This window comes from Sphingomonas sp. SORGH_AS_0879 (genome assembly GCF_030819175.1).
In the GTDB taxonomy this organism is placed as follows: Bacteria; Pseudomonadota; Alphaproteobacteria; order Sphingomonadales; family Sphingomonadaceae; genus Sphingomonas.
Window position 1 is genome coordinate 783,668 of the sequence record NZ_JAUTBJ010000002.1, and the last position, 26,345, is coordinate 810,012.

Sequence of the window (26,345 nt, forward strand, 5' to 3'; positions counted from 1 at the left end):
CCCTTTGTCGTTTGAAGGGCCCGCGAAAGAGGGGACAGGCATGACGACCACACGGCGCGAGATCATGGTCGGGGCGGCGGCGATCGGGCTGGGGAGTGCTATCGGACCCGCACTGGCGCAGGGGCCGGGCAGCGACCGGCTGATCGCGGGCACCTATGCCAATGAGGGCGGCAAGGGGCTGTACCCGATCGCGAATGGTCGGGTGGGGCAGCCGGTGGTGGGGATCGTCAACGCCTCTTTCGGCGTCGGCAACGGCCCGGGCGGCGCCTTCTACGTCTTGCGCGAACAGGCCGAGGGGCAGGTTGCCGCTTATGGTCCCGGCTGGCGCTTGCGGGGCGGGGCGTCCACCGGCGGCGCGGACCCCTGTCATGCCGCGCTCGACCGCAGATCGGCCTGTCTGGCGGTCGCCAATTATTCCAGCGGTTCGGTCGCCTTCTACCGGCTCGACCGGCGGACCGGCGCGCCGGGCGAGCCGCAGCTTTTCCAGCATCATGGGAACGGCCCCAATACCGACCGCCAGGCGGGCCCGCACGCGCATTGGGTGGGGTTCAGCCCCGACCGCCACTGGCTGCATTCGGTCGATCTGGGGGCGGATGCGATCTTCGCCTATCGCTTCGATCCCGCCGCGCGCACGCTGGCCGAGCCGGTCCTCGCCTGGCAGGCCCCGGCGGGGGCGGGGCCGCGCCATATGGTCCGCCACCCGACCTTGCCGCGTGCCTATGTCGCCTGCGAGTTGCAGACCAGGTTGTTCGTGCTCGACGTTCAGGAGGATGGCCGGTTCCGCACGGCGGGCGAACGGGCGCTCGTGCCCGAAGGGGGGCCTGCCTCCTATGCCGCGCATATCGCGATCGATCGGGCGGGGCGGACGCTGTACGTCTCCAATCGCGGGGCCAACAGCATCACCGTCTTCGCGTTGGATGCAAGGGGAGAGCCCAAGGCGGTGCAGCATGTCCCGACCGGAGGCGACTGGCCGCGCTTCTTCCTGCTGCGCGAGGGGCGGGGGGAGATGCTGGTCGCGAACGAGCGGTCGGGAACGGTCGTGGCGTTCCGGATCGGGTCGGACGGTCGTCTGACCGCGACAGGGCGGAGCATCGCCATTCCCGGCGTGGTGTTCCTGGCCGAGGTTTGATCAGGCAACGCCGTCATCTTGCCGCTCCCCGCCCGCAGGCGGTAGGGGATGGGGGAGGGCGGGACGTCTCGCCAAGGCCATCGCTCGTGGCATAGCCCCCACCCCAACACCCCTGCCGCGAGGAGGGGCTCAAGACCAAGTTCGTCTGCTGCAACCGCAAGCCATTGTCCGTGGAGATCGGGCAAGCTGCTCGCTAAAGCGCGTTTTCCTTTCCCCAACCCCAAAAGCCACCATGCACCTCTTCCAACCCCTGCTTGCCGGAGCCACCTTGCCCGGTCGTCTCATCGCCTGTGTCGGGGCGATGATCGGCATCGCGCTGACCATCATCGTGTGCCGTGGACTGCCGCCGCTGGGCCCCGACCTGCCGATCATCGTCGCGCCGCTGGGGGCGTCCGCCGTGCTGGTCTTCGCCGTGCCCGCCAGTCCACTGGCGCAGCCCTGGTCGGTGGTCGGCGGCAATGTCCTGTCGACACTGGTCGGGGTGGCGATGTTCCAGGCCATCTCCTCGCTGCCGCTGGCGGCGGGGTGTGCGGTCGGGGGCGCGATCCTGGTCATGTCGCTGGCGCGCTGCCTGCATCCGCCCGGCGGGGCGGCGGCGCTGACCGCGGTGATCGGCAGCCAGGGAATCCATGCGGCGGGCTTCGCCTTCGCCTTTGCGCCGGTGGCGATCAACTCGATCGCGCTGGTGGCGCTGGGCATGTTCTTCCACCGCGCGACCGGACGCAGCTATCCGCATGAACCGGCGGTGATCCCGCCCACGCCTGTCGCCTTGATCCAGCCCGAGGATGTCGACGCCGCGCTGGAGGACATGCACGACAGTTTCGATATCGCGCGCGAAGATCTCGACATGCTCTTCGCCCATGCCGAGCGTCATGCGCGGGCCAGGGTTGGGAGCGCGCGGGGCGGGTGAGGGGCGTGGCCTTCGACTTCGCTCAGGCTGAACGGAGTGAGGAGCTATATCCCATCCCCCGCCCCCACCCTCCGTTCACGCTGAGCGAAGTCGAAGCGCACGCCCCCACAGTGATCAGGCATAAGAAAAAGGCCCGCCCCTCACGCCGAGGGACGGGCCTTTCCCATCAACCGGTCACACCGATCAGCGATACTTGCCGCTGAACGAGATGCCGATGATGCGCGGTTCGTTGAAGACCGCCGCCATATAGTTCTCGATCACGCCCTTCAGGTTCTTCTCGTTCGTGATGTTGCGGGCGAAGACCGACAGGCTCCAGTCGTCGTTCGGCGCGGAATAGCCGATGCTCAGGCCGCCCTCGAAATTGCCGTTCGAGGTGAACTCCTTGGTCCGGTACAGGACGAAGTTCGTATAGCCCTGGATATTCCAGTCGGTCGAAATGAACGCCTTGCCCTGGTTCGCCAGCGGGATGTCGTACTTGGCGGCGACGTTGACGTTATATTCCGGCGCGTTGGGCAGCGGGTTGCCGTTGATCTGCGCGAAATAGGCGTTGGCCCCGAACACCGTGCGGGTGACGAACGGGTCGAGCACGGTGCACACCTGCACCCCGTTCAGGCCGCAGGTCTGGGCGAAGACACGCTTGTCGCGGATTTCCGAATGCAACAGGCTGACGCCCGCCGACAGCGCCAGGTTGCGCACCGGCAGCCACTGCGCATCGGCCTCCAGGCCGTAGGCGACCGCCTTGTCGGCGTTGAACAGCACGCCGTTGCCGTCCGAGTCGTTGCCGTTCAACTGGATACCCTTCACGCGATAGGCGAAGGCGGCGGCGTTCAGGCGCAGCGTGTTGTCGAACAGCTTCGACTTGAAGCCGGTCTCGAACGACAGGTTGGTTTCCGAATTGGCGGTGGTGAAGTCCGAGTTGAACACCGCCGAGCGGCCCTGGATGGTCGGGCCACGGAAGCCCTGCGCGGCGCGGACATAGACGTTCAGGTTCGGATTGACCTCATAGAGCGCGGACAGATCCCAACTGGGCTGGGTGTCGGACAGGCGCACGTCGCGGCGACCACGATAGGTCGAGACACCGGCGGCGCTGTCGGCGGTGCGCAGCAGCCGGGTCCGCTTGGTGTCCTCGCTGATGCGGCCACCGGCGGTCAGGGTCAGGCGATCGGTCGCCTGATAGCTGACCTGACCGAACACGCCCCACGAGGTGTTGACGTCGTGCAGGCGGACCCAGTTGTTCGGGTTGGCCCCGATCAGGAAGGCACGCTGGTAGAAGTCGGTGATGTCGCGGCTGTCGAAATAGATGCCGCCGACCTGCCACTTGAACGGGCCGCTGCCGGTCGAGGCGAGGCGGACTTCCTGCGTCCACTGGTCGAGCCCGCGCACCTGACCCTGGCTGAGTCCATAGCCGTTGGGCACGCGGTTCACCGGGAAATTCGCCGCCGCGCCGCCATCGGTGTCGCCCTTGCTGAACCCGGCGGTGGTTTCATAGGCGGTGATCGAGGTCAGTTCGGCAGGCCCCAGATCCCAGGCGGCGCGCAGGGAGGTGCCTTGCGTGTCGTACGACTGGGGATTGTTCCGGCCTTCGTCATAGGCCACCCGGTCGCGCGGCTCGGCCGACACGTCGCGCGAACCCTTCTGGATCGCCCCGCGATGGAACAGCGTCGAGGTGCCGTCATACCAGCGGGCATGGCCCGACAGGTTGAACGACAGCGTGTCGGTCGGCGTGAAGAGAAGCTGGAGCCGCACGTCGCGCTCGGTAAAGCCGCCCATGGCGTCCTTCTTCGGGGTCAGCGTGCCGTCCAGGCTGGTACCCGAATAGACATTGTCCACCCAGTTGTCGCGATGCTGCACCAAGGCCGACAGGCGGAAGGCCAGCACGTCGCGGATCAGCGGACCGCCGACACCGGCGTCCATGCTGATCGTGTTGTAGCTGCCGATCGAGGCGGTGGCGCGGCTCTGGAAGCTCTGCGTCGGCTTGATCGTGTCGAACTTGATGATGCCCGCGGTCGTGTTGCGACCGAACAGCGAGCCCTGAGGGCCCCGCAGCACTTCGACCTGATCGACGTCGAACACCGGGTTCGACTTCAGCACGACATGCTCCAGCACGACATCGTCCTGGATGATCGACACCGGCTGCGACGCGCCGAGATAGAAGTCGATATTGCCCAGGCCGCGAATATAGAAGCGCGGGAAGATGCGGCCCGTCGTCGTCTCGGCATAAAGGCCGGGCACGCGGCCCGACAGAGCGAGGATGTCCTCGCCGCCCTGCTGGAAGGCGCGGATGTCCTGGCCGCTGACCACGCCGACCGACACCGGCACGCGGTTCAGATTTTCCGAACGACGCTCGGCGGTGACGACGATCTCGCCCAGGCCTTCCTGCGGTGCCGCCTGATCCCCGGTCGCGGCGGCGGTGCCCGCGCCCTGATCGGCGGCCTGTGCGATGGCCGGTACGGCCGCCAGCGTTCCCCACGCGGCGCCCAGCAGCGCCGCGGTCTTGATAACCGACTTCATAATATTCCCCAGCTCCGGCAGGCGGTACGTGCCGCCCGACTAATTGCTAATCTCCCGGTAAGGCGGGCGGTTAGAGGCGCATTATGGCGCTTGCGTGACAGAGGTGATGCACCAAAGGCACAATCGACCGGGAAAACTGGCCTGACGGGAAACGGTCCGCCGACGATGCGAGGTGAAACGGAGATCCGTCATGCCCCCGCCGTTCCGAGGCGAACCCGGTCGCGAACGAAGCCGGACGGAAATCACGCGACATGCTCGCGGGATAGGATCTCCTGATACCGATCGTCGATCGCACTGCCCCGCCACGCGACCGTTCTGCCGTGACGGGACTGTCACATTGTTGTAACCCGGTTTTGCTTGACGTGGGGTCCGGGTCTGGTCAGGGGGGCGGCGTTCGTGCAGTCTTCGGTTCATGGCCTTTTTCACGGTCCGGCGCGCTGCCGTGGCCCCAAAAGGCCATGGGTGAAGAACGCGCGGTATCGGATCACTATCGGGGTTTGCCGACTGATGTTCGCCTGGTTCCAACGCCTCCTGCCGAAGACGGGAAATTTCTTCGAACTGTTCGAGGCGCAAGCCGCGACGATCCTGGCGGGGGCCGAGGCCACCGTTCGGCTGTTCGACGCGGCGGGCAGCACCGCCGACGAGATCGCCGTGATCGCCGCGCGCGAGCATGACGCCGATGAGATCACGCGCGACGTGCTGACCTCGGTCCGTTCGACCTTCCTGACGCCCTTCGACCGTGCCTCGATCACCTCGCTGATCGGGTCGATGGACGACACGATCGACGAGATGAATGCGGCGGCCACCGCGATCGGCCTGTACCGGCTGACCAGCTTCGCGCCCGAAATGCGCGAAATGGCGGCGGTTGCGGTCGAGGCGGCCAAGCTGACCGTCGAGGCGATGCCGCTGATGCGCGATGTCGCGCGCAACGGCGACCGGCTCCACGCGCTGACCGAGGAACTGGTCCGGCTGGAGGGCCGCGCCGACGATATCCATGCGGCGGGCCTGAAGCGCACGCTGGACGAATGCGGCGAGCGCGACACGCTGCGCTTCGTCATCCATAAGGAAGTGTACAAGCATCTGGAGCGCATCCTCGACGCGTTCGAGGATGTCGCCGACGAGATCGACGGCATCGTCATCGATCACGCCTGAGGCGCGGATCATGCACGAACTCGCCTTTCCGCTGCTGGTCGGCCTGATCCTGGTCGCGCTGGCCTTCGATTATCTCAACGGGCTGCATGACGCGGCCAATTCGATCGCGACGGTGGTGGCGACCCGGCTGTTGTCGCCGGTCGCGGCGGTCCTGTTCGCGGCCTTCTTCAATTTCGCCGCCTATTTCCTGACCGTCGCCTTTCCCAGCCTGCACAAGGTGGCGGAGACGATCGGCAAGGGCCTGATCGACCAGAGCATCGTGACCCCCGCCGTCATCTTCGGCGCGCTGGGCGGGGCGATGGCGTGGAACGTCATCACCTGGCTGCGCGGCATCCCCTCCTCGAGCAGCCATGCGCTGGTCGGCGGGCTGGTCGGCGCGGGCGTGGCGCATGCGGGCATGGGCGCGGTGCAATGGGCGGGGCTGAACAAGACGCTGCTCGCCATCGTGCTGTCGCCGATGCTGGGCATGATGCTGGCCATGCTGGTCATGCTGCTGAGCAGTTGGGCGATGCGCCGGTCGACCGCGGGGCAGGCGGAGCGCAGTTTCCGCGCGATGCACCTCGTCTCTTCGGCGGCCTATTCGCTCAGCCACGGCCTGAACGATGCGCAGAAGACGATGGGGATCATCACCGTCCTCCTCTATTCGACCGGCCGCCTGTCGGGCCCGTTCGAGGTGCCGCACTGGGTCGCCATCTGTTGCTACATTGCGATCGCGCTGGGCACGATGACCGGCGGCTGGCGGATCATCGAGACGATGGGCACCCGCATCACCAAGCTGTCGCAGCATCAGGGATTCAGCGCCTCGACGGCGGGCTCGATCGTCATCTTCTGCGCCTCGGCCCTGGGGATCCCGGTATCGACCACGCACACCATCACCGGCTCGATCATCGGCGCGGGCGTGGCGCGGCGTGCGTCCGCCGTGCGCTGGGGCGTGGCGGGGAATGTGGTGATCGCCTGGATCATCACCATCCCGGCCTCCGCCGTGATGGGGGCCGGGTTCTATATGCTGACCCGGTTGTTCTGATCGAAGAGGGGAGGGCGAGGGCTCTCCCCTTTTTCGTTGGAGCTTTCCCCCTCCGCTAAGGATAGGCTTCGCCGCTCGAAGGCCCGATTCTTCATGGTCCACCCCGGCGGAGGCCGGGGTCCAGTTGCGGTGCGCTGTCTAGAGCGGGCTGCCTATGCCTCCCACGCATCGGCGTACCACGCCGCCAAAGACGTGGCATTGGGGCCCCGGCCTCCGCCGGGGTGGGTGGGGCGAAACGAGAAGACAACCGTCTCCCACGCTCCCTGCGAACCGAAATCCCTTGGCCTTCGACTTCGCTCAGGCGGAACGGAGGGCGGGGCGGGCCTTATACTGACCTACCCCGCAACCCTCACGACCCCGTGACCGGCCCTCCGGCCGCCTGGAACAGCGCCACCGTATCCGTCATCCGCGCCGCCTTGGCCTGGATCAACTGCGACCGGGCCTGCGCGTCCGTCGCGGTCGCGTTGAGCAGTTGCAGCGTGCCCACATCGCCCAGCGCCAGTTGCCGCCGCGCGAAGGTCAGCGCCTGGCCCGCCGCGTTGCTCGCCCGCTGGGCCGCATCCAGGGCCTGCGCATCGGTGGACAGGCCGGTCAGCGAGTCCGCGACATTGCCGAACGCCTGGAGCACCGCCGATCGATACTGGGCCTTGGCCCCCTCCAGCGCGGCCTCCGCCGCCTTTTGCTGGTGACGCAGCGCATTGGCGTGGAACAGCGGCTGGGTGATCCCGCCAAGCAGGGCCCAGAAGGGATTGCCGCTCTTGAACATGTCGCCGAAATTCTGTGCCGACCCGCCCGCATTGGCCGAAAGCTGGATGCTGGGCAGCCGCGCCGCGATGGCGGCCCCGACATCGGCCCCGGCGCCCTGCAACTGGGCTTCGGCCGCCAGTATGTCGGGACGGCGATGGACCAGTTCCGACGGCACGATGGCGGGCAATTCCGTCGGCAGGGTCAGTTGCGACAATTCGGGAAGCGGTGGCAGGGCCGATCCCGCCGGACGCCCGATCAGCGTGGCGATGACGGTGCGCTGCGCCGCTTCGGCCCGGACCAGCGGGGGCAGGGCCCCTTCGGCGGTGGCGAGTGCCGCCTGTTGCGTCGACACGTCCGACGCGCCGACCGCACCGAGCCGCTGACGCTGTTGCAGCGCGGACAGGATGTCGCGGTTGACCTGAACCGCCGTTTGGGCGGCGGCGACCTGTTCGGCCAGGCTCGCCCGTTCGATCAGCGCGGTGACGAGGTTCGCCGCCACCGTCATCCGGGCCGCGTCAAGCTGGTGCCGCTCCACCTCGGCGCGCGCGACGGCGGAACGGACCTGCGCCCGGTTGCCGCCGAACGCATCGACGTCATAGGAGACGCTGACCTGCGCGGTGTGCAGCGTGTAAAGCTGCTGGTTGGCATCGGCGACGGCGGGGGACAGCGCGTTGGACACGCGGGTCCGCTGCGCCTGATAGCTCAGCCCGCCCTGGGGGAAGAGCAGCGAGCCGCGCGTCGCCCGCGCCTGCTCCCGCGCCTGACGCAGCGAGGCTTCCGCCACTGCCACGTCGTTATTGTGCGCCAATGCCTCCGCCACCAGCGCGTCGAGTTGCGCATTGCCGAAGGCGTGCCACCATTCGGGCGCGACCTGCGCCGACACCGTCTGCGCCGGGCCGGCCGCGGGGGCGATCACTGGCGCCGGGTTCATCGGCGGCAGGCCGGCATGGGCATCGAGGTCGTGCGGGCCGACCGCACAGGCGGAGACGCACGCCAGCAGCGGCAGGGTCAGGAAACGCTTCATGCCGTGGCTCCCGTTTCGGCCTGGTCGTCGTGGAAATGGTCGGCCTTCTTCTTGCGCTGCGACAGCGGCACACGGACCGAATAGCGGCTGATCAGCACCGGCAGGACCAGCAGGATCAGCACCGGGGCCAGCGTCATGCCGCCGACCACGACCAGCGCCAGCGGCTTCTGCACCTGGCTGCCGATCCCGTGCGACAGGGCGGCGGGCAGCAGGCCGATCGCGGCGACCAGACAGGTCATGACCACGGGGCGCAGGCTGTTCTTGACGGTGGTGGCCAGCGCATTCTCACGCGGCGCGCCTTCGTCGATGGCGTTGTTGAAGGTGGTGACGACCAGGATCCCGTCCATCACCGCAATGCCGAACAAGGCCACGAAGCCGATCGCCGCCGAGATGCTGAACGCCGTGCCGGTCAGGGCCAGCGCCAGCACGCCGCCCACGATCGCCATCGGGATCGCGGAGAAGGCGAGCAGGCTGTCCCGCATCGAGCCGAAATTGGCATAGAGCAGCAGCAGGATGAGCACGAGGCTGATCGGAACCACGATCTCCAGCCGGGCGATGGCGTTCTTCAGATTGTCCAGTTCGCCCGCCCATTCCAGATGATAGCCTGGCGGCAGATGGACATTCTGGTTGATCCGCGACCGCGCCTCCTCGACCGCGCTGCCCAGATCGCGCCCACGCACCGAGAATTTGATCGGCACGTAACGTTCCTGGTGCTCGCGATAGATGAAGGACGCACCGGTGGTCAGCTTGACGTTCGCCACCTCGGACAGCGGCACCTGGATGGTCCCGTTGCCGTCGGGCGAGGGCGCGCCGATCGTGATGTTGCGCACCGATTCCAGCGAGTCGCGCTGGGTCGGCTGCAACCGCACGATGATCGGGAAGTGGCGGTCCGTGCCCGGCTCGTACAGGTCGGCGGGCGACTGGCCACCGATGGCGGCGGCGACGGTCGCGTTGATGTCGTCGGGCGTCAGGCCATAGCGCGCGGCCCTGGCGCGATCGACATCGATCCGGACGGTCGGCTGGCCCAGGATTTCGAACACGCCGAGATCCTCGATGCCCTTCACCTTGGCCATCTGCGCCTTGATCTGGTTGGCCAGCTTTTCCAGCGTGACGAGGTCGGGGCCGAACAGCTTGATCGAATTGGCGCCCTTCACGCCCGAGGCGGCTTCCTCGACATTGTCCTCGATGATCTGCGAAAAAGAGAAGTCTACGCCCGGATATTGCTTGGCGAGTTTGCCCGACAACTCCTCGATCAGCTTCTCCTTGGTCATGCCGCTCGGCCAGGTGTCGAACGGCTTCAGCGGCACGAAGAACTCGATGTTGAAGAAGCCGGTCGCGTCGGTGCCGTCGTCCGGGCGGCCATGGGCGGAGAGGACCGCGTTGGTTTCCGGGTAGGTGGCGATGATCTTGCGCACCTCGTTGGTCACCTTCTCGCCCGCCTCCAGGCTGATCGAGGAGGGGAGGGTGGCGCGGATGTACATGTTTCCTTCTTCGAGATGCGGCAGGAACTCGATACCGAGCGACCGCACGCCCACGAATGCCAGGCCCAGCATCAACACCGCGCCGCCGATCGTCACGATCTTGTTGCGCAGCGCGAAGGATGCGGCGGGTTCATAGACGCGGCGCAGCTTGCCGACGATGAAGGTCTCGGTCTCGGCCAGCTTGTCCGGCAGCAGCAGCGTCGACAGCACCGGCGCGACGGTGAAGGTCGCGAGCAGGCCGCCGCTGATCGCATAGGCATAGGTCTTGGCCATCGGGCCAAAGATATGCCCCTCCACCCCGGTCAGGGTGAACAGCGGCAGGAAGCTGGCGATGATGATCGCGGCGGCGAAGAAGATGCCGCGGCTGACCTCGGACGACGCGCCCAGCACCGCGCCGAAGCGGCTGGCCATGGTATAGCGCCCCTGGCCGTTCTCCACCGCCGCCGAACGCTCGACCATGTGGCGGAAGATATTCTCCACCATGATGACGCAGGCATCGACCACCAGGCCGAAGTCGAGCGCACCGACCGACAACAGGTTCGCACTCTCCCCCTGCAACACCAGGATCAGGATCGCGAAGGCCAGCGCGAAGGGGATGGTCGCCGCCACGATGATCGCCGAGCGCAGATTGCCGAGGAACAGCCATTGCAGCGCGAAGATCAGCAGGATGCCGACCACCATGTTTTCCATGACGGTGTGGATGGTCAGGTTGATCAGGTCGGAACGGTCATAGATCCGCTCCAGATGGACGCCGGGGGGCAGGACGCCGCTGTCGTTGATATTGGCGACCTCGGCCTGGACGGCCTTGATCGTCGGCATGGACTGGGCGCCGCGCTGCATCAGGACGATGCCCTGCACGATGTCGTCGTCATTGTTGTAGCCGGCGATGCCCATGCGCGGCGCGTTGCCGACCTTCACGGTCGCGACGTCCTTGATGAGCACGGGCGCGCCGCCCGCCTCGCCGACCAGCACGTTCTGAATGGCGTCGGGCGACTGGATCAGGCCGATCCCGCGCACGATCGCGGCCTGTTCGCCGAAGTTGATCGTCTGGCCGCCGACATTGCCGTCGCTCTTGGACAAGGCCGCCAGCACCTGTGCCACCGTCACGCCGTGGGCGTTCAGCCGGTTCTGGTCGATGACCACGTCATAGGCGCGCAAGCGACCGCCCCAGCCGGTCACGTCGATCACGCCCGGAATCCGCTTGAACCGGCGCTGGAGCACCCAGTCCTGCAGCGTCTTCAGGTCCATCACCGAATAGCCCTTGGGCGCGGCGATGCGATAGCGATAGATCTCGCCCACCGGCGAGGTCGGCGACAGCGTTGGCTGCGCGCCACCGGCCAGCGGCGGCAGCTGCGACAGGCGGTTGATGACCTGCTGGCGCGCCTGTTCGTTGGTATAGTCGTAGGTGAACTGGATCTTGATGTCCGACAGGCCGAACAGGCTGATCGCGCGGATCGCGGTCAGGTGCGGGATGCCCGCCATCTGGACCTCGATCGGGATGGTGACGTTACGCTCCATCTCCTCGGCCGACAGGCCTTGGGTCTGGGTGATGACCTCGACCATCGGTGGAACCGGGTCGGGATAGGCCTCGATGTTGAGGTTGATGAAGCCGATGACGCCAGCGACGATCATCGCGATGAACAGGCCGACGATCAGCAATCGCTGACGCAGCGCGAAGTCGACGATGCGGTTCATTATTCGCCGATCCCCGCTTCGTTGACGAAGAGCGCGCCCGAGGTGACGATCTTCTCGCCCGGCTTCAGGCCCGATGTGATGGTGACCAGGCCATTGGAGGATTCCCCGGTCGTCACGTCGCGCGCGACCAGCAGGCCGTCGGGGCGCATGATCCAGACGCGCGCAGCGTCGCCTTCATGGATGACGGCGGCGGCGGGGACGCGGATCGCTTCGCCCGCATTCCGATGCTTGATCGCGAAGCTGGCGAACATTTGGGGCTTCAGCGCCTTGTCGGGGTTGGGGATCGAGGCGCGCACCGGCAGGCGATGGGTCTGCGGATCGAGCGCGGCGCCGACCAGATCGATCGTCGCGTGGAAGACGCGGCCCGGCAGCGCGGGCGTCGTCACCTCGACGGGATCGCCGACGCGGACATTCTCGGCATCGCTCTCGGCCACCTGCGCGACCAGCCAGACGCGCGAGGGGTCGGTGATGGTCATCACCGGCTTGTCGCCGCCCTGCGAGACATATTGCCCGGCCGCGACATCGCGCGAGGCGATGACGCCGCTGATCGGCGCGTGCAGCGTGGTGATGTCGTGGATGCCGGAGACTTCGCCGACATTCTCCAGCCGGTTGATCTCACCCTGCGACTTGCCGAGGATCGCCAGCTTGTCGCGCGCGGCGCCGAGCGAGGCGGCGGCGGTGCGGGCGCTCGCCTGCGCGGCGGCGAGGTCGGCCCTGGCCTGCTGATAATCCTTCAGCGCGCCGCCGGCGGTTTCATAGATCTGCTGCTGGCGGTCGGCATTGCGCTGCGCCGCGACGAGTTGCGCCTGCGCGTTCTGATAGGCGGCACGGGCCGAGAACAGGCCCGACCGCGCATCGACGAAATCGCTGGTCTTGATGAGGAGCAGCGGCTGGCCCTGGCGCACCACCTGACCCGCATCGGCCAGCACGCGCACCACCTGCCCCGCATAGGGCATCAGCACCGGGGTCGAGCGGGTGCCATCGACGGTGATCGCCCCCGTCGCCATCGTCTGGTCGCCCGACGCGCCCAGCCCGACGCGCATGGTCGGCATCGCGTCCAACTGGTCTTTCGACAGGCGCAGCGTGCCCGGCGGCGGCGGGGGCGGCGGCATCTCTTCCTTATGGGTCAGCTTGCCGATGACCGTAATCAGGATCAGCACGCCCACCAGCACGGCGGCGGCGATCCCCACCCAGCGCCATTGCTGCGCGGAGGAAAGTCGACGGGTTTCGGGTAGCGTTTCGTCGGCAGGGTTGGCGTGCATCGGCTTCTTTCGGCGCGAGAGGCTGGGATATTGGCGCCGGGCGATAGGGGGTGTGCCCTGACGCACCCCTTACGGAAATCTTACGAGACGTTCATGAATGGTGGTGCCGATCCGGGCATGTCCGGCGGGATGGACATGATCCGCAGGGGGAATGGAACCGCGAAACGCGATGACCATGTTGTCATCGAAGGGGAACAAGTCACCCCGTTCGTCGTTGAAATGCAACGCTTCAACAGGAGGGGGATCATCATGGCCAGTCATATGCCGCCACCGCGGATTTCGGACCTTCCGCGCGAAGAGCGCCTGGACGCCCTTTATCGCCGCTTCGCCGACGATCGGGCCCGTTACATGGAAATGCGCACGCGTCGTCCCGGTCTGTTGCACCGGTTGCTGCACATGATCTGATCCCCTGGCGAGCCCGGCGCGAACGGGCTCCCAATGCCTCGCCTCAGCGCGGGAAGGGGCGCTTTCCGACCATGGCCTTGCGCAAGCGTATCGCCTTGGGGCGGAACCGACGTTCCAGGCGCATGTCGCTATAGCCGATCGCCAGGGACAGGATGACCAGCGACGACAGCGCCGATATGGTCAACCAGATTTCCACGAGCGCCCCGGCCATGCTTTCTTCCCAGACTGGAGCCGTCCCAACGCCGTGACGGGGAATCCGATCCGGCGCACCCTGGACTTTCCCGGACGACGATGGGAGTGGCGGCAGCAATTCCGGCTGCTATGACGTGAAACCATGATCCGATCCGACCGACGCTTCTGGCCCCTCGCCACCGGTCTGGCGTTGCTGGCGGGTTATGTGGACGCGATCGGTTTCCAGCATCTGGGCGGCTATTTCGTTTCCTTCATGAGCGGGAACGGCACCATGCTGGCCGTGCACATCGTGTCGGCGGAGGGGCGGCCTTCGGGGGCCGTCTCAATCCTTGCCCTGCTGCTCGGCCTGTTCGTCGGTGGCGTGATGATCGGCACGCTGATCCGGCTGGCCTCGCCCCGTTATGGGCAGGTCGCGGTCCTGATGTTGGTCGCGATGCTTCTGGCGGTGGCGGCAGGGGGCGGGGGATGGCCCGCGCTGGCGATGGTCGTGGCGATGGGGGCGCTCAACGCGACGTTCGAGCGTGATGGAGAGGTCAGCATCGGCGTCACCTATATGACAGGAACGCTGGTCAAGATCGGGCAGCATCTGGCGCGGATGATCGCGGGGCGCGGTCGTTGGGCGTGGGTGCCCTATCTGGCGCTATGGGCCGGGTTCCTGCTGGGGGCGGGACTGGGGGCGTGGCTGTTTCCCTGGTGCGGCATGGTCGCCCTGGCGGCGGCTTCGGGCGCGGCGCTGATCGGTGCGGGGGCATCATGGTGGCTCCACAGGGCACCCTGACGCGGGAGCGGAGGCTTGGCCGCTTTTGTTCGGACGCGACTTGGATTTCACGCGAGAGCAATATAATTACAAGCCCAAGAGTCGGGCATCAGACCCGCGACAGGAGAGTGTATGCGCGTGATCGACCATGTGGTCGCCGGTGGACAGCCCGCGACCGATAGTGCCACCGCCCGGCCCGAGGGTCGTCTGGGCGACGTCTTCGACCCCAATAGCGGCCAGGTGCAGGCCCGCGTGCTGCTGGGCGATGCCGCGTTGCTGGAGCGTGCCGTCGCCGCCGCGCAAGCCGCGCAGCCCGGCTGGGCCGCGACCAATCCGCAGCGCCGGGCGCGCGTCATGTTCCGCTTCAAGGAACTGGTCGAGCAGAATATGGACGCACTCGCGCATCTGCTCTCCTCCGAACATGGCAAGGTGATCGCCGACGCGAAGGGCGACATCCAGCGCGGGCTGGAGGTGATCGAGTTCGCCTGCGGTATCCCCCACGCATTGAAGGGCGAATATACGCAAGGGGCGGGGCCGGGCATCGACGTCTATTCGATGCGCATGCCGCTGGGCATCGGGGCGGGGATCACGCCGTTCAACTTCCCGGCGATGATCCCGATGTGGATGTTCGGTGTCGCCATCGCCTGCGGCAACGCCTTCATCCTGAAGCCGTCGGAACGTGATCCCTCGGTGCCGGTGCGCCTCGCCGAACTGATGCGCGAGGCGGGGGCGCCCGAGGGCATCCTCCAGGTCGTCCACGGCGACAAGGCGATGGTCGATGCGATCCTCGACCATCCGGCGATCAGCGCGGTCAGCTTCGTCGGGTCTTCCGACATCGCGCATTATGTCTATCGGCGCGGAGTCGAGGCGGGCAAGCGCGTCCAGGCGATGGGCGGGGCCAAGAATCACGGCATCGTCATGCCCGATGCCGATCTGGATCAGGTGGTCGCCGACCTGTCGGGCGCGGCCTTCGGCTCGGCGGGGGAGCGGTGCATGGCGCTGCCCGTGGTGGTGCCGGTGGGGGACAAGACGGCGGACGCCTTGCGCGAGAAGCTGATCCCCGCGATCGACGCTTTGCGGGTCGGCGTGTCGACCGATGCGCAGGCGCATTACGGCCCCGTGGTCAACGCCGCGCACAAACGCCGCGTGGAGGACTGGATCCAGACCGGCGTCGACGAGGGCGCGGAACTGGTCGTGGACGGGCGCGGCTTCCAGTTGCAGGGTTATGAGGACGGCTTCTTCATCGGCCCGTCGCTGTTCGATCGGGTGACGCCCGCCATGCAAAGCTATCGGGAGGAAATCTTCGGCCCCGTCCTGCAAATCGTCCGCGCTCCCGATTTCGAGACGGCCGTGCGCCTGCCCAGCGAGCACCAATATGGCAACGGCGTCGCGATCTTTACCCGTAACGGCCATGCCGCGCGGGAGTTCGCTGCAAGGGTCGAGGTGGGGATGGTCGGCATCAACGTGCCGATCCCGGTGCCGGTGGCCTATCATACGTTCGGCGGCTGGAAGCGTTCGGCCTTTGGTGACGTGAACCAGCACGGCATGGAGGGCGTCCGCTTCTGGACCAAGGTGAAGACGGTGACGCAGCGCTGGCCCGATGGCTCGGCCGATGGCGGGAACGCGTTCGTAATCCCGACCATGGCGTAACAGCACGCCCCTCCCGAAATCGGGAGGGGATGGGGGAGGGCAGGCCACAAGCGATGGTCTCGATGAGACTCCATGCCCTCCCCAAACCCCTCCCGCCTGCGGGAGGGGCTTAAAGAAGCGAGAGATTTCGATGACCCAATTCGACCTGACCGACGAACAGCGCGAAATCCAGGATCTGGCGCGCCGCTTCACCGCCGACCGCATCACCCCCTTCGCGGCGGAGTGGGACGAGAAGCACATCTTCCCCCGCGACACGATCAAGGAAGCGGCGGACCTCGGCTTCGCCGCCATCTACGTCTCGGAGGAATCGGGCGGCATCGCGCTCGGGCGGCTGGAGGCGGCGCTGATCATGGAGGCGATGGCCTATGGCTGTCCCTCGACCAGCGCGTTCATCTCGATCCACAATATGGCGTCGTGGATGATCGACCGCTTCGGCGACGCGGACGTGAAGGGCCGCTATCTGCCCGACCTCGTGACCATGGAACGGATGGCGAGCTATTGCCTGACCGAGCCGGGTTCGGGGTCCGACGCGGCCGCGCTCAAGACCCGTGCGGTCCTCGATGGCGACCATTATGTCGTCTCCGGCTCCAAGCAGTTCATCTCGGGCGGCGGCGAGAATGAGGTGTACGTCACCATGGTCCGCACCGGCGAGGAGGGGCCGAAGGGCATTTCCTGCCTGGTGATCGACAAGGACATGCCCGGCGTCTCCTTCGGTGCGAACGAGCGCAAGCTGGGCTGGCACTCGCAGCCGACGCGGCAGGTGATGTTCGATCAGGTTCGCGTTCCGGTCGCCAACCGGCTGGGCGCGGAGGGCGAGGGATTCCGTATCGCGATGATGGGGCTGGACGGCGGGCGGCTGAACATCGGGGCCTGCTCGCTGGGCGGTGCGCAGCGCTGTCTGGACGAGGCGGTCGCTTATGTGAAGGACCGCCGCCAGTTCGGCAAGGCGATCGCCGAATTCCAGAACACCCAGTTCACCCTGGCCGACATGGCGACCGAATTGGAGGCGGCGCGCGCTTTGCTCTACCTTGCCGCCGCCAAGGTGACCGACAATGCGCCCGACAAGACCCGCTTCGCCGCCATGGCGAAAAGGCTCGCGACCGATACCGGATCGTCGGTGGTCGACCGGGCGCTGCAACTCCATGGGGGGTATGGCTATCTGATGGACTATCCCATCGAGCGCTTCTGGCGCGACCTGCGGGTCCATTCGATCCTGGAGGGGACGAACCAGGTGATGCGGATGATCGTTGGGCGCGATTTGTTGAAAGCGTGAATCCGTCGCCCCAGCGCAGGCTGGGGCCTTTCTCCACAGGCGTCGCGTTCTTGAGAGAGATCCCAGCCTCCGCTGGGATGACGGTAGGGAAGAAGAAGGTAAAAGGATCGCATGACCCAGGATCTGATCGTCACCCGCCAAGGCCCGGTCGGGCGACTGCGGCTCAACCGGCCCAAGGCGATCCATGCGCTGACCCGCGACATGTGCGAGGGCGTGCTCATCGCGCTGGAGGACTGGCGCGCAGACCTTTCGGTCGAGGCGATCATCATCGACCATGCCGAGGGGCGCGGCTTTTGCGCGGGCGGCGATATCCGCCTGCTGGCGACAAGCGGTGCGGGCGATGGCGAGGCGGCACGGGGCTTCTTCCATGCCGAATACCGGATGAACCACCGTCTGTTCACCTATGCCAGGCCGATCGTCGCCTTCATGGACGGCATCACCATGGGCGGCGGCGTCGGCATTGCCGCTCCCGCCCGCTTCCGCGTCGCCACCGAGAATACCCGCTTCGCCATGCCGGAGACGGGCATCGGCCTGTTCCCCGATGTCGGCGGCGGCCGGTATCTTTCGCGGCTGCCGGGGCGGATGGGCGAGTTTCTGGCGCTGACCGGGCACCGTCTCGATGGGGCGGAGGCGCACGCGCTGGGCCTTGCCAGCCATTATCTCCCATCGTCCGCGCTGGAGGAGGCCAAGGTCGCGATCGTCGCCGCGCCGCAAGAGATCGCCGCCGCGCTCGATCGGCTCTCCACGCCTGCGCCGACCGCGAAGATCATGGCCCATGCCGCGGAGATCGACCGGCTCTTCGCCGCCGACACGCTGGAGGAGATACTGGCCGCGCTGGCGGCTGACGGCGGCGAATGGGCGACGCAGCAACTGGGGGTCCTTCGCACCAAGTCGCCGCAGGCCTGCAAGGTTTCGCTCCGACTGCTGCGCGAGGGCAGGCTGACCACCGACTTCGCCGAGGAGATGGCTCGCGAATATGGCGTCGCCTCCCATGTCGTGCAGCGGCCCGATTTCGTCGAGGGTGTCCGCGCGCTGATAGTCGACAAGGACAATGCGCCCCGCTGGAACCCGGCGACCCCGGAAGGCGTCACCGACACGATGATCGACCATATCTTCGCCCCCCTCCCCGATGGGCAGGCCTGGACACCCGACGACCGCTGAGAAGGACGCAGCATGACCGACCATAACACCCTGATCGTCGAGCGCCGCGAGGCGGTGACCCTGGTGACGCTCAACCGGCCCCAGGCGCTGAACGCGCTCAATGCCGAATTGCTGTCCGAACTGCTGGACGTGATGCGCGCCTATGACGCCGATCCGGACCAGCGCTGCGCCGTCATCACCGGCAGCCCCAAGGCGTTCGCGGCGGGCGCGGACATCAAGGAAATGCAGGAGATGGACTTCGCCGCCATGTACGGGCGAAATCACTTCTCCGGCTGGGACGAGTTCACCCGTACCCGCAAGCCGATCATCGCGGCGGTCGCGGGCTATGCGCTGGGCGGCGGGTGCGAACTGGCGATGATGTGCGACTTCATCCTCGCCGCCGACACCGCCAGGTTCGGCCAGCCCGAGATCAAGCTGGGCGTGACGCCGGGCATGGGCGGATCGCAGCGGCTCGCCCATGCGGTCGGCAAGGCCAAGGCGATGGAGATGTGCCTGACCGGCCGGATGATGGACGCCGAGTGAAGCCGAGCGCGCCGGGCTGGTGGCGCGCATCGTCCCCGCTGCCGATCTGGTCGAGGAAGCGCTCAAGACCGCGGCGACCATCGCGGGGCTCGCCCCGATCGCGGTCCGCGCGAACAAGGAAATGGTCAACGCCGCCTTCGACATGGGGCTGGCCCAGGGCGTGCAGTTCGAGCGGCGGCTGTTCCACGGCCTGTTCGGCTCGGCCGATCAAAAGGAAGGCATGGCGGCATTCGTGGAGAAGCGCAGCCCCAACTGGACAGGGCAGTGAGTCCCACGCCCCTCCCGTAAACGAGTTTCAGGTCGGTCATGCCCCCGGCATGACCTAAACGATGCGGGGCATCGTTTACCTGAAACTGGGATGGGGGAGAGCAGGAAGTCTCACCGAGACCATCGCCTGTGGCCTTGCCCTCCCCCAGCCCCTCCCGCCTGGGGGAGGGGGGAAGAAAAAGAAAATGTAGGAGAGAGCATCATGGCGCGGATCGCCTTTATCGGCCTGGGCAATATGGGCGGCGGGATGGCCGCCAATCTGGCGAAGGCGGGGCATGACGTCCGCGCCTTCGACCTGTCGGCGGACGCGCTGGCGGCGGCGGAAGCGGCAGGGTGCCTGGCCGTCGACAGCGCCGTCGCGGCTATGGAAGGCGTGGAGGCGGTCGTCACCATGCTGCCCGCCGGAACCCATGTCGAGCGCGTCTATGCCGATGCCGTCTTCACCGCCGCGCCGCCCTCCGCGATCCTGATCGACTGCTCGACCATCGACGTCGCCACCGCGCGCCGGGTGGCGGAGGCGGCGCAGGCCAAGGGCATGATGGCGGTCGACGCCCCCGTCTCGGGCGGGATCGCGGCGGCCCGGGCGGGCTCGCTGACCTTCATGGTCGGTGGCGCCAGGCAAGCGTTCGACCGCGCCGAGCCTTTCCTGTCGGCCATGGGCCAGGCGGTGATCCATGCCGGAGGCAATGGCGCGGGGCAGGCGGCCAAGATCTGCAACAACATGCTGCTCGGCGCGACGATGATCGCCACTTGCGAGGCGTTCGTGCTGGCCGAGAAGCTGGGGCTGGAGGCGCAGACCTTCTACGACATCGCCTCGGTATCCTCGGGGCAGAGTTGGTCGATGACCAAATATTGCCCGGTCCCCGGTGTCGGGCCGGAGACGCCCGCCGATCACGACTATCAGGGCGGCTTCGCGGCGGCACTGATGCTGAAGGATCTGAAGCTGGCGATGGAGGCCGCACGCGATGCGGGCGCAACTACGCCGATGGGCGCGCGCGCGGCGGAACTCTATGCGGCGTTCGTGGGCGAGGGGCAGCCACAGGTCGATTTCTCGGGCATCATCCGCACCCTGCGATAACCCAACCCCCGTTCGGCCTGAGCGAAGTCGAAGGCCACGCTATGCCCTCGCCACAAGCCTGTGGCGCGGGGATTCCCTTGGCCTTCGACTTCGCTCAGGCTGAACGGAGGGGGGGATGATGGGAAAAACCCGACCCGCCTTTTCCCGCCCCGCAATGCGGCCTAAAGCCCGGCGGGTGATGGACATAGCCGCTCCCCTCCGCCTGCGTGTCGACCGTGACGCGCTTCGATCCAACTGGCAGGCGCTCGACCGTTGGAGCGGTGCGGCGGCATGCGGTGCGGCGGTGAAGGCCAATGGCTATGGCCTGGGGGCATCGCTGGTCGCCGAGACGCTGGCGGGCGCGGGGTGTCGCGATTTCTTCGTCGCCAACTGGGCCGAGGCGCTGGCGCTGGCGCCGCTGGGGCTGACCGTGTCGGTCCTCCATGGCCTGCGGGCCGAGGATGTGGCGGCGGCGCGTGCGGGCGTGGCGCGGCCCGTGCTCAACAGTCCCGAACAGGTCGCGCGCTGGCGCGAGAGTGGCGGTGGCCCGTGCGACGTGATGGTCGATACCGGCATCAACCGCCTCGGCGTTTCGATGGAGGCGGTGCGCGACGGTCTGCTCGACAGGCTGGAGATCGAGACACTGCTCAGCCATCTGGCCTGCGCCGACGAAGATGTGGCGATGAACGCGCGGCAGCAGGGTGCGTTCGCCAGCCTGAGGGGCCGCACTCCCGCGCGACGCATGAGCCTCGCCAATTCGGCGGGAATCGGGCTGGGGGCCGACTATCATTTCGATCTGACCCGCCCCGGCCTGGCGCTTTACGGCGGCATACCCCGTCCCGACATGGCGGGGCCCCTGCGGCAGGTGGGCTTTCCGGAAGCGCAGATCCTGCAACGCCGCCGCGTGCCCGCCGGGGAGACGGTCGGCTACAACGCCACCTGGACCGCACCCGCCGATACCGAGGTCGCGATCCTGAACCTGGGCTATGCCGATGGCTATCGCCGCGCGCTGTCGGGCGTGGGGGCCGCGATGGTCGACGGCGCGACCCTGCCCGTGCTGGGCCGGGTGTCGATGGATCTGCTCGCTGTCGATGTCAGCGCCCGCCCCGACCTGCGCGAGGGCGACTGGCTGGCCATGGCCTATGACCTGGCCCAGGCGTCCGCCGTGTCGGGCGTGTCGCAATATGAGTTGCTGACCGGCCTGGGACAGCGTTTCGCGCGAGGGTAAGAAAAAGGGGCCGCCTTTTCATGAGGCGACCCCAAGTTGGTGGGTAATTGCTGCGTATCTTAGAAGCGGGCTTCCACGCCCGCGTACAGGAAGCGACCGATGTTCGGATAGATCGCGTCGTTGCCGGTGGGGGTGTTGGCGATGCCCGTCAGTTCATAGGGCGGCAGTTGGTTGGTGATGTTGTCCACGCCCAGATAAAGGCGGAACTTTTCCGTCGCGTTCACCCCGATCCGCGCGTCATGATAGACGATCGGGCTGTAATAGACGAAGGGGCGGGCATCCGGGTTGAGTGCTGGGCGACCCTGAGACGCGAAGAAGGTCTCGTAGACCAGCCCCGACACGATCTGCCGACCGACATAGCGTGCGGTATAGCCGAAATCGATCAGGCCGACCTTGCCGTTCAGGTTGAAACGGGCCTGCCACTTAGGATCGCCCAGCATGCTGTCCTGACGGTCATACCGATCCGGCTCGGCGATATAGACATAGTTCAGGCGGTTGAAGATGTAGCTGACCGTCAGATTGGCGTTCAGCGAGGCGTTCTCGCTGAACCGCTTGGCATATTGCACGTCGACGTCCAGCCCGTTGGTCTTCAGCGCGGCGAAGTTGAACGGCTGGTTGATGAAGCTGACGCCGTTGCCGGACCGGTCGAAGATGAACTGCGACTGGTCGATGGTCCGCCCGGTCTGGCCCAGGAAGGTGTTGTTCTGGACCGGATCGCTCGACTGGCGACGGAAGACCGCCGCGCAGAACGGGTTGTCGATGCCGTTGGTGTCGTCATAGCAGCGGTTGACGATCTGCTGGCCGGTCAGGCCCGAGATCACGTTCTTCACCCGGATGTTATAGTAATCGACCTTGAGGGTCAGACCCGGCACCTGCTGGGGCTGATAGACCATGCCTACAGTGAAGCTGTTGCCGACTTCCGGGGTCAGGCCGATATTGCCCTGGTTGATACCCGGAATGTTCGAGGGCGACTGGTTGGTCCAGGGGCGGACCAGCTGGGCGCCCGTCGTCGGGTCGGTGAAGCTGATCGTCGTGGGAATGCCCGCCGCGGCGCAGTTGCGGGCGCGGTTGGGGTTCGACGTGATGTTGTTGCCGGCATTGGTGCCGCCCGGCTGATCGCAGGGATCGTTGATCGTCGCGAAGGTCTGGGAGGACGACGCATAGAGATTGCTCAGATTCGGTGCCCGCACCGAGCGGGAGAAGCTGCCCCGGAAGCGCAGGTCGCGGACAGGCGACCAGATCAGACCCGCATTCCATGCCCAGACCGAACCGGTGGTGCCGCCATAGTCGGACACGCGACCCGCACCCTCGACCGTCAGTTCCTGAAGGAACGGGATGTTGGCCAGCAGGGGCAGGCGGAGTTCGCCATAGGCTTCCTTGATGTTGACGGCGGGCGGATCGAACGTCGCCGCCGGATTCAGGAAGGTCGCGCCCGAAGCGGTGATCGCGTCCTGGCCGGAGAAGGCATCTTCGCGGCGATATTCACCGCCGAACGAGAAATAGACCGGACCGCCCGGCAGGTTGAAGAACGAACCCGTATTGCCCGAGATGAAGGCCGTCGCGTTGATCTGCTCCGCCCATTGATTGCGGGTGGAGGTGTGCATGATGTAGTCGATCGCACGCGGGTCGGCCGCGTTCTGGCCGAACAGGTTCAACGGTACGCAGCCCGGCGCGGCGTTGCTGTTGGTGGCGTTGACGGCGCAGATCACCCGGGCACCCTGCGCATTCAGGACATAGTTGGAACCCGCATAACCGGCGGGCGCCACCACTGCGTTGACCGCGTTGCGATAATTGTCCAGCAGGACGTTACCGCCGGTGCGGTAGAAGTTTTCGGTCCGACCATAATTGCCGGCGACTTCGTAGTACAGGTCGCCCGACGAGGTGATGTCGCCGCGTACGCCGATGACGCCGCGATAGGTGCGGCGGGTGTGGAATTCGGCGCGCGTGCCCAGATCGTTGTTGAAGCGGTTGAGCGTGAAGCTCGTCGCGCCGGGGGCCAGGATCGTTCCCAGCGTCGCGCGCGCGGCGGGCGTCAGGAAGGGATTGCTGATGCTGAACGTGCTGCTCAGCGTGCCGCCGGTGAAGCTGGGCTGGGTCGACTGTTGCGTTGCCTTGACGTTGGCAAAGCTGAACTCGACGAAGGGCTTGAACGCGGGCGAGATATCGCCGTTGAGCAGGATGTTGGCCAGGAAGCGGTCGAGGCCGGGCATCAGCATCGCGCCTTCCAGGCCCGAGGCGGTCCCACCGAACAGGACGCCGCCGCCGATCGCACGATTGTCGACCAGGCCCGTGGTGGACGGCGAATCGCGAAGCAGCGAGCCGTCGGGCTGGAACAGATAGTTATAGGCGATCGGGCTGCCGGTCGGGGAATTCTGACCGGTGCAGATGGCGGCACGCTGCGCCGCATTGGCGGCCGTCGCCGTGCCGGGGCAGGTGGTCACGACCGTGCCGCCGATCGAGCGATTGCCGAATACGCTGCCGCGCGGAACGAATGTCGTGTTGGGGATGCCGTCGAAATTGCGGTTCGGCGCCGTCGTGATCTGCGAATTGATGAAGGCGGGCGTGCCGCCATAGGCGCCGAGATAGGGACGCTGGGCGAAGAAGACGGGGTTGCTCTTCGAATATTCCGCCGAAACCGTCAGGTTGAAGCGCCCTTCGGCGAAGTTCGCGCCGGTGATGCCGCTGACCAGATAGGTACCCCGGTCGCCATAGCTGGTGACGCCGCCCTGTGCGCGAAGGCGGGTGCCCTCGAAGTCGCGCTTCAACTTGAAGTTGACGACACCCGAAATCGCGTCCGAGCCATAAACGGCCGACTGACCGCCGGTGACGATATCGACGCCTTCCAGCAGGTCGAACGGAATGGTGTTGATGTCGGGCGTATAGGAGCCGGGGACGGCGGTCACGACGCGACGGCCGTTGACCAGCGTCAGCGTGCGCGCCGTACCCAGACCGCGCAGATCGAGCAGGTTGATGCCCGCCGTGCCGATCGACCCGGTCGAATTCGCCTGGCTGAAGGTGCTGCGGAGCTGTGGCAACTGGCTGATCGCGTCACCCAGCGAGATGTCGCCGCGCGTGCCGAGCAATTCCGCCGCGTTGATCGATTCGACCGGAATGGCGGCGTCGAACTTGTTGGTCAGGCGGATACGCGATCCGGTGACGACGACATCGCCGCCGCCCGAGCGGTTGCCCGGCGTCGCGGCGTCGGACGTGGTGTCGGCATCCTCTTCCTGAACCTCCGGCGCGGTGGTCGAGGTGGTGCTGGTCTGCGCGAGCGCCGCCACTGGGAAAAGCACCAGGGTGCTGGCGAGCGCGGACGCTCCCAGCAGGGTACGCATCTTCATTCTGTTTTACCCCTTAAGTGCGGATCATTCCGTCCGCTGCCCTCAGGGAAAGAAATTATTCGATCAAAAACAAGGTCATAGCTGCGAGCGGGTGACTATTGTGAATATCATGTGACATGTATGTGACAGGTTTGTCACTTATGTTCGGAAAGCCGGTAAGTCACGAAATTATCATGAACTTTTCAAGCCGAATACGCACCGTGGCATTTTTGCGGTCGACGGTGGATTGAGGCGCGTCGGTGCATCCTTCGACACGATGCGAAAACAGGGGAATCGGATCGACGGAATCGGCGATCCGTGTCGTTACCGAGGGGATATGAAAAAGGGGGCGTGACGGCTCCGTCACACCCCCTGCATGGGCTTTGGTTGGGAAAAGGTCCGGGTCAGCGCTCGACGCACATGGCGATGCCCATGCCGCCGCCGATGCACAGCGTCGCCAGGCCCTTCTTTGCGTCGCGCTTCTCCATTTCGTAGATCAGAGTCGTCAGAACCCGCGCACCGCTGGCGCCGATCGGGTGGCCCAGCGCGATCGCGCCGCCATTGACGTTGACCTTGTCGGGGTCGAAGCCCAGTTCCTTGCCGACCGACAGCGCCTGCGCCGCAAAGGCCTCGTTCGCCTCGATCAGGTCGAGGTCGCCGACGGTCCAGCCCGCCTTTTCCAACGCACGCTTGGTGGCGGGGACCGGGCCGATGCCCATCACCGACGGATCGACGCCTGCCGAGGCCCAGCTCTTGATCGTGGCGAGGATGGGGGTGCCGCGCTTCTCGGCTTCCTCGCGGCTCATCAGGACGAGCGCGGCGGCACCGTCGTTCAGGCCGGAGGCGTTGGCGGCGGTCACCGTGCCGTCCTTCTTGAAGGCCGGGCGGACGCCCGACACGCTCTCGATGGTCGCCCCGGCGCGGATATATTCGTCGTCGGCGACCACTGTCTCGCCCTTGCGGGTCTTGAGGGTGACGGGCGCGATCTCGTCCTTGAAGCGGCCTTCGCCCCGCGCCTTCTCGGCCAGGTTCTGCGAGCGGACCGCGAACCGGTCCTGGTCTTCGCGGGTCACCTGATATTGCTCGGCGAGATTCTCGGCGGTGATGCCCATGTGATAGCCCGCAAAGGCGTCGGTCAGGCCGTCATTCACCATGGTGTCGACCATGGTCAGCGGACCCATCTTGGTGCCGCCGCGCATCGTCTGGGCATGGGGCGACAGCGACATGGACTCCTGCCCGCCCGCGACCACGATGGTCGCATCGCCATTGGCGATCGCCTGAAGCCCCAGCGCCACGGCGCGCAGGCCCGATCCGCAGACCTGGTTGACGCCGTAAGCGGGGACTTCCTTGGGGATGCCCGCCGCCATCGACGCCTGACGCGCGGGGTTTTGCCCCTGCGCGGCGGTCAGCACCTGGCCGAGGATCACCTCGGACACGTCCTCGCCCTTGATACCCGCCTGTTCGAGCGCGGCGGTGATCGCCACCCGGCCCAGTTCATGCGCGGGGGTGGCGGCGAATGCGCCCAGGAAGCTGCCCACGGGGGTGCGCTTGGCGGCGGTAATGACGATCTCGGTCATG

The 26,345-nt window shown here is 66.6% G+C and carries 18 protein-coding genes and 1 pseudogene; 12 read left to right on the forward strand and 7 right to left on the reverse strand.

All coding sequences use genetic code 11. The annotated features are described in order from the left end of the window. Window positions 1–40 precede the first annotated feature (40 nt). Both QE379_RS04420 and QE379_RS04425 read left to right on the forward strand, forming a co-directional pair. Complete coding sequence (locus QE379_RS04420) at window positions 41–1,129, forward strand: lactonase family protein (protein WP_306998227.1); 1,089 nt, start codon at window positions 41–43, stop codon at window positions 1,127–1,129. Between the two features lie 232 nt (window positions 1,130–1,361). Next, complete coding sequence (locus QE379_RS04425; RefSeq protein ID WP_306998229.1) at window positions 1,362–2,039, forward strand: HPP family protein; 678 nt, start codon at window positions 1,362–1,364, stop codon at window positions 2,037–2,039. 183 nt (window positions 2,040–2,222) lie between these two features. Here QE379_RS04425 and QE379_RS04430 read toward each other — a convergent pair whose 3' ends face one another. Beyond that, a complete protein-coding gene (locus tag QE379_RS04430) occupies window positions 2,223–4,550 on the reverse strand; it encodes a TonB-dependent receptor (protein ID WP_306998231.1) in 2,328 nt (775 codons plus the stop codon). Between the two features lie 507 nt (window positions 4,551–5,057). On the opposite strand from QE379_RS04430, the gene QE379_RS04435 reads away from it, so the two are divergent. Together QE379_RS04435 and QE379_RS04440 are read left to right on the forward strand one after the other, a co-directional pair. Further along, a complete protein-coding gene (locus QE379_RS04435; protein ID WP_306998234.1) occupies window positions 5,058–5,702 on the forward strand; it encodes a DUF47 domain-containing protein in 645 nt (214 codons plus the stop codon). Between the two features lie 10 nt (window positions 5,703–5,712). After that, window positions 5,713–6,726 carry an inorganic phosphate transporter gene (locus QE379_RS04440; protein ID WP_306998236.1) on the forward strand — a complete coding sequence of 338 codons (1,014 nt, stop codon included), beginning with the start codon at window positions 5,713–5,715 and terminating at the stop codon, window positions 6,724–6,726. Between the two features lie 349 nt (window positions 6,727–7,075). Here the strand turns inward: QE379_RS04440 and QE379_RS04445 are convergent, their stop codons facing one another. Genes QE379_RS04445 through QE379_RS04455 form a run of 3 tightly spaced genes read right to left on the reverse strand, consistent with a single transcriptional unit; the run spans window position 7,076 to window position 12,935 of the window. Further along, window positions 7,076–8,497 carry an efflux transporter outer membrane subunit gene (locus tag QE379_RS04445; RefSeq protein WP_306998238.1) on the reverse strand — a complete coding sequence of 474 codons (1,422 nt, stop codon included), beginning with the start codon at window positions 8,495–8,497 and terminating at the stop codon, window positions 7,076–7,078. Then, on the reverse strand, window positions 8,494–11,673 hold the full coding sequence (locus QE379_RS04450) for an efflux RND transporter permease subunit (protein WP_306998240.1): 3,180 nt from the start codon (window positions 11,671–11,673) through the stop codon (window positions 8,494–8,496). Before QE379_RS04450 ends, QE379_RS04445 begins: the two co-directional genes overlap by 4 nt. Further along, window positions 11,673–12,935 carry an efflux RND transporter periplasmic adaptor subunit gene (locus QE379_RS04455; protein ID WP_306998242.1) on the reverse strand — a complete coding sequence of 421 codons (1,263 nt, stop codon included), beginning with the start codon at window positions 12,933–12,935 and terminating at the stop codon, window positions 11,673–11,675. The genes QE379_RS04450 and QE379_RS04455 overlap by 1 nt, the downstream gene beginning before the upstream one ends. Before the next feature lie 93 nt (window positions 12,936–13,028). Here QE379_RS04455 and QE379_RS04460 point away from each other — a divergent pair, with 93 nt between their 5' ends. Continuing rightward, window positions 13,029–13,340 (forward strand): hypothetical protein, encoded by a 312-nt coding sequence (locus tag QE379_RS04460; RefSeq protein WP_306998244.1) that lies wholly within the window; start codon window positions 13,029–13,031, stop codon window positions 13,338–13,340. Window positions 13,341–13,383: 43 nt separating this feature from the next. Here the strand turns inward: QE379_RS04460 and QE379_RS04465 are convergent, their stop codons facing one another. Then, entirely contained in the window at window positions 13,384–13,551 is a 168-nt protein-coding gene (locus QE379_RS04465) for a hypothetical protein (RefSeq protein ID WP_306998246.1), read from the reverse strand. Window positions 13,552–13,674: 123 nt separating this feature from the next. Between QE379_RS04465 and QE379_RS04470 the strand changes: the two genes are divergently transcribed. The 7 genes and pseudogenes from QE379_RS04470 to alr all read left to right on the forward strand — a co-directional run bounded on the left by QE379_RS04470 (window position 13,675) and on the right by alr (window position 21,447). After that, on the forward strand, window positions 13,675–14,310 hold the full coding sequence (locus tag QE379_RS04470; protein WP_306998249.1) for a YoaK family protein: 636 nt from the start codon (window positions 13,675–13,677) through the stop codon (window positions 14,308–14,310). A 111-nt stretch (window positions 14,311–14,421) separates the two neighbouring features. Continuing rightward, window positions 14,422–15,939, forward strand: a complete 1,518-nt coding sequence (locus QE379_RS04475) for a CoA-acylating methylmalonate-semialdehyde dehydrogenase (RefSeq protein ID WP_306998251.1) — start codon at window positions 14,422–14,424, stop codon at window positions 15,937–15,939. A 130-nt stretch (window positions 15,940–16,069) separates the two neighbouring features. Then, window positions 16,070–17,212 carry an acyl-CoA dehydrogenase family protein gene (locus QE379_RS04480; protein WP_306998254.1) on the forward strand — a complete coding sequence of 381 codons (1,143 nt, stop codon included), beginning with the start codon at window positions 16,070–16,072 and terminating at the stop codon, window positions 17,210–17,212. Between the two features lie 111 nt (window positions 17,213–17,323). After that, window positions 17,324–18,373 carry an enoyl-CoA hydratase/isomerase family protein gene (locus QE379_RS04485; protein ID WP_306998256.1) on the forward strand — a complete coding sequence of 350 codons (1,050 nt, stop codon included), beginning with the start codon at window positions 17,324–17,326 and terminating at the stop codon, window positions 18,371–18,373. A gap of 12 nt (window positions 18,374–18,385) precedes the next feature. Further along, window positions 18,386–19,163, forward strand: a pseudogene (locus QE379_RS04490) (enoyl-CoA hydratase). A 201-nt stretch (window positions 19,164–19,364) separates the two neighbouring features. Next, window positions 19,365–20,240, forward strand: coding sequence for a 3-hydroxyisobutyrate dehydrogenase (gene mmsB, locus QE379_RS04495; RefSeq protein WP_306998257.1), 876 nt, complete (start codon window positions 19,365–19,367; stop codon window positions 20,238–20,240). Window positions 20,241–20,418: 178 nt separating this feature from the next. Continuing rightward, the gene (alr, locus tag QE379_RS04500) at window positions 20,419–21,447 is read left to right on the forward strand and encodes an alanine racemase (RefSeq protein WP_307003079.1); all 1,029 of its coding nucleotides are present in this window, start codon (window positions 20,419–20,421) and stop codon (window positions 21,445–21,447) included. Between the two features lie 59 nt (window positions 21,448–21,506). Here alr and QE379_RS04505 read toward each other — a convergent pair whose 3' ends face one another. Beyond that, window positions 21,507–24,788 (reverse strand): TonB-dependent receptor domain-containing protein, encoded by a 3,282-nt coding sequence (locus QE379_RS04505; protein WP_306998259.1) that lies wholly within the window; start codon window positions 24,786–24,788, stop codon window positions 21,507–21,509. Between the two features lie 383 nt (window positions 24,789–25,171). Next, window positions 25,172–26,344: an acetyl-CoA C-acetyltransferase gene (locus QE379_RS04510; RefSeq protein WP_306998261.1), complete on the reverse strand. Its 1,173-nt coding sequence runs from the start codon at window positions 26,342–26,344 to the stop codon at window positions 25,172–25,174. Between the last annotated feature and the right edge of the window lies 1 nt (window position 26,345).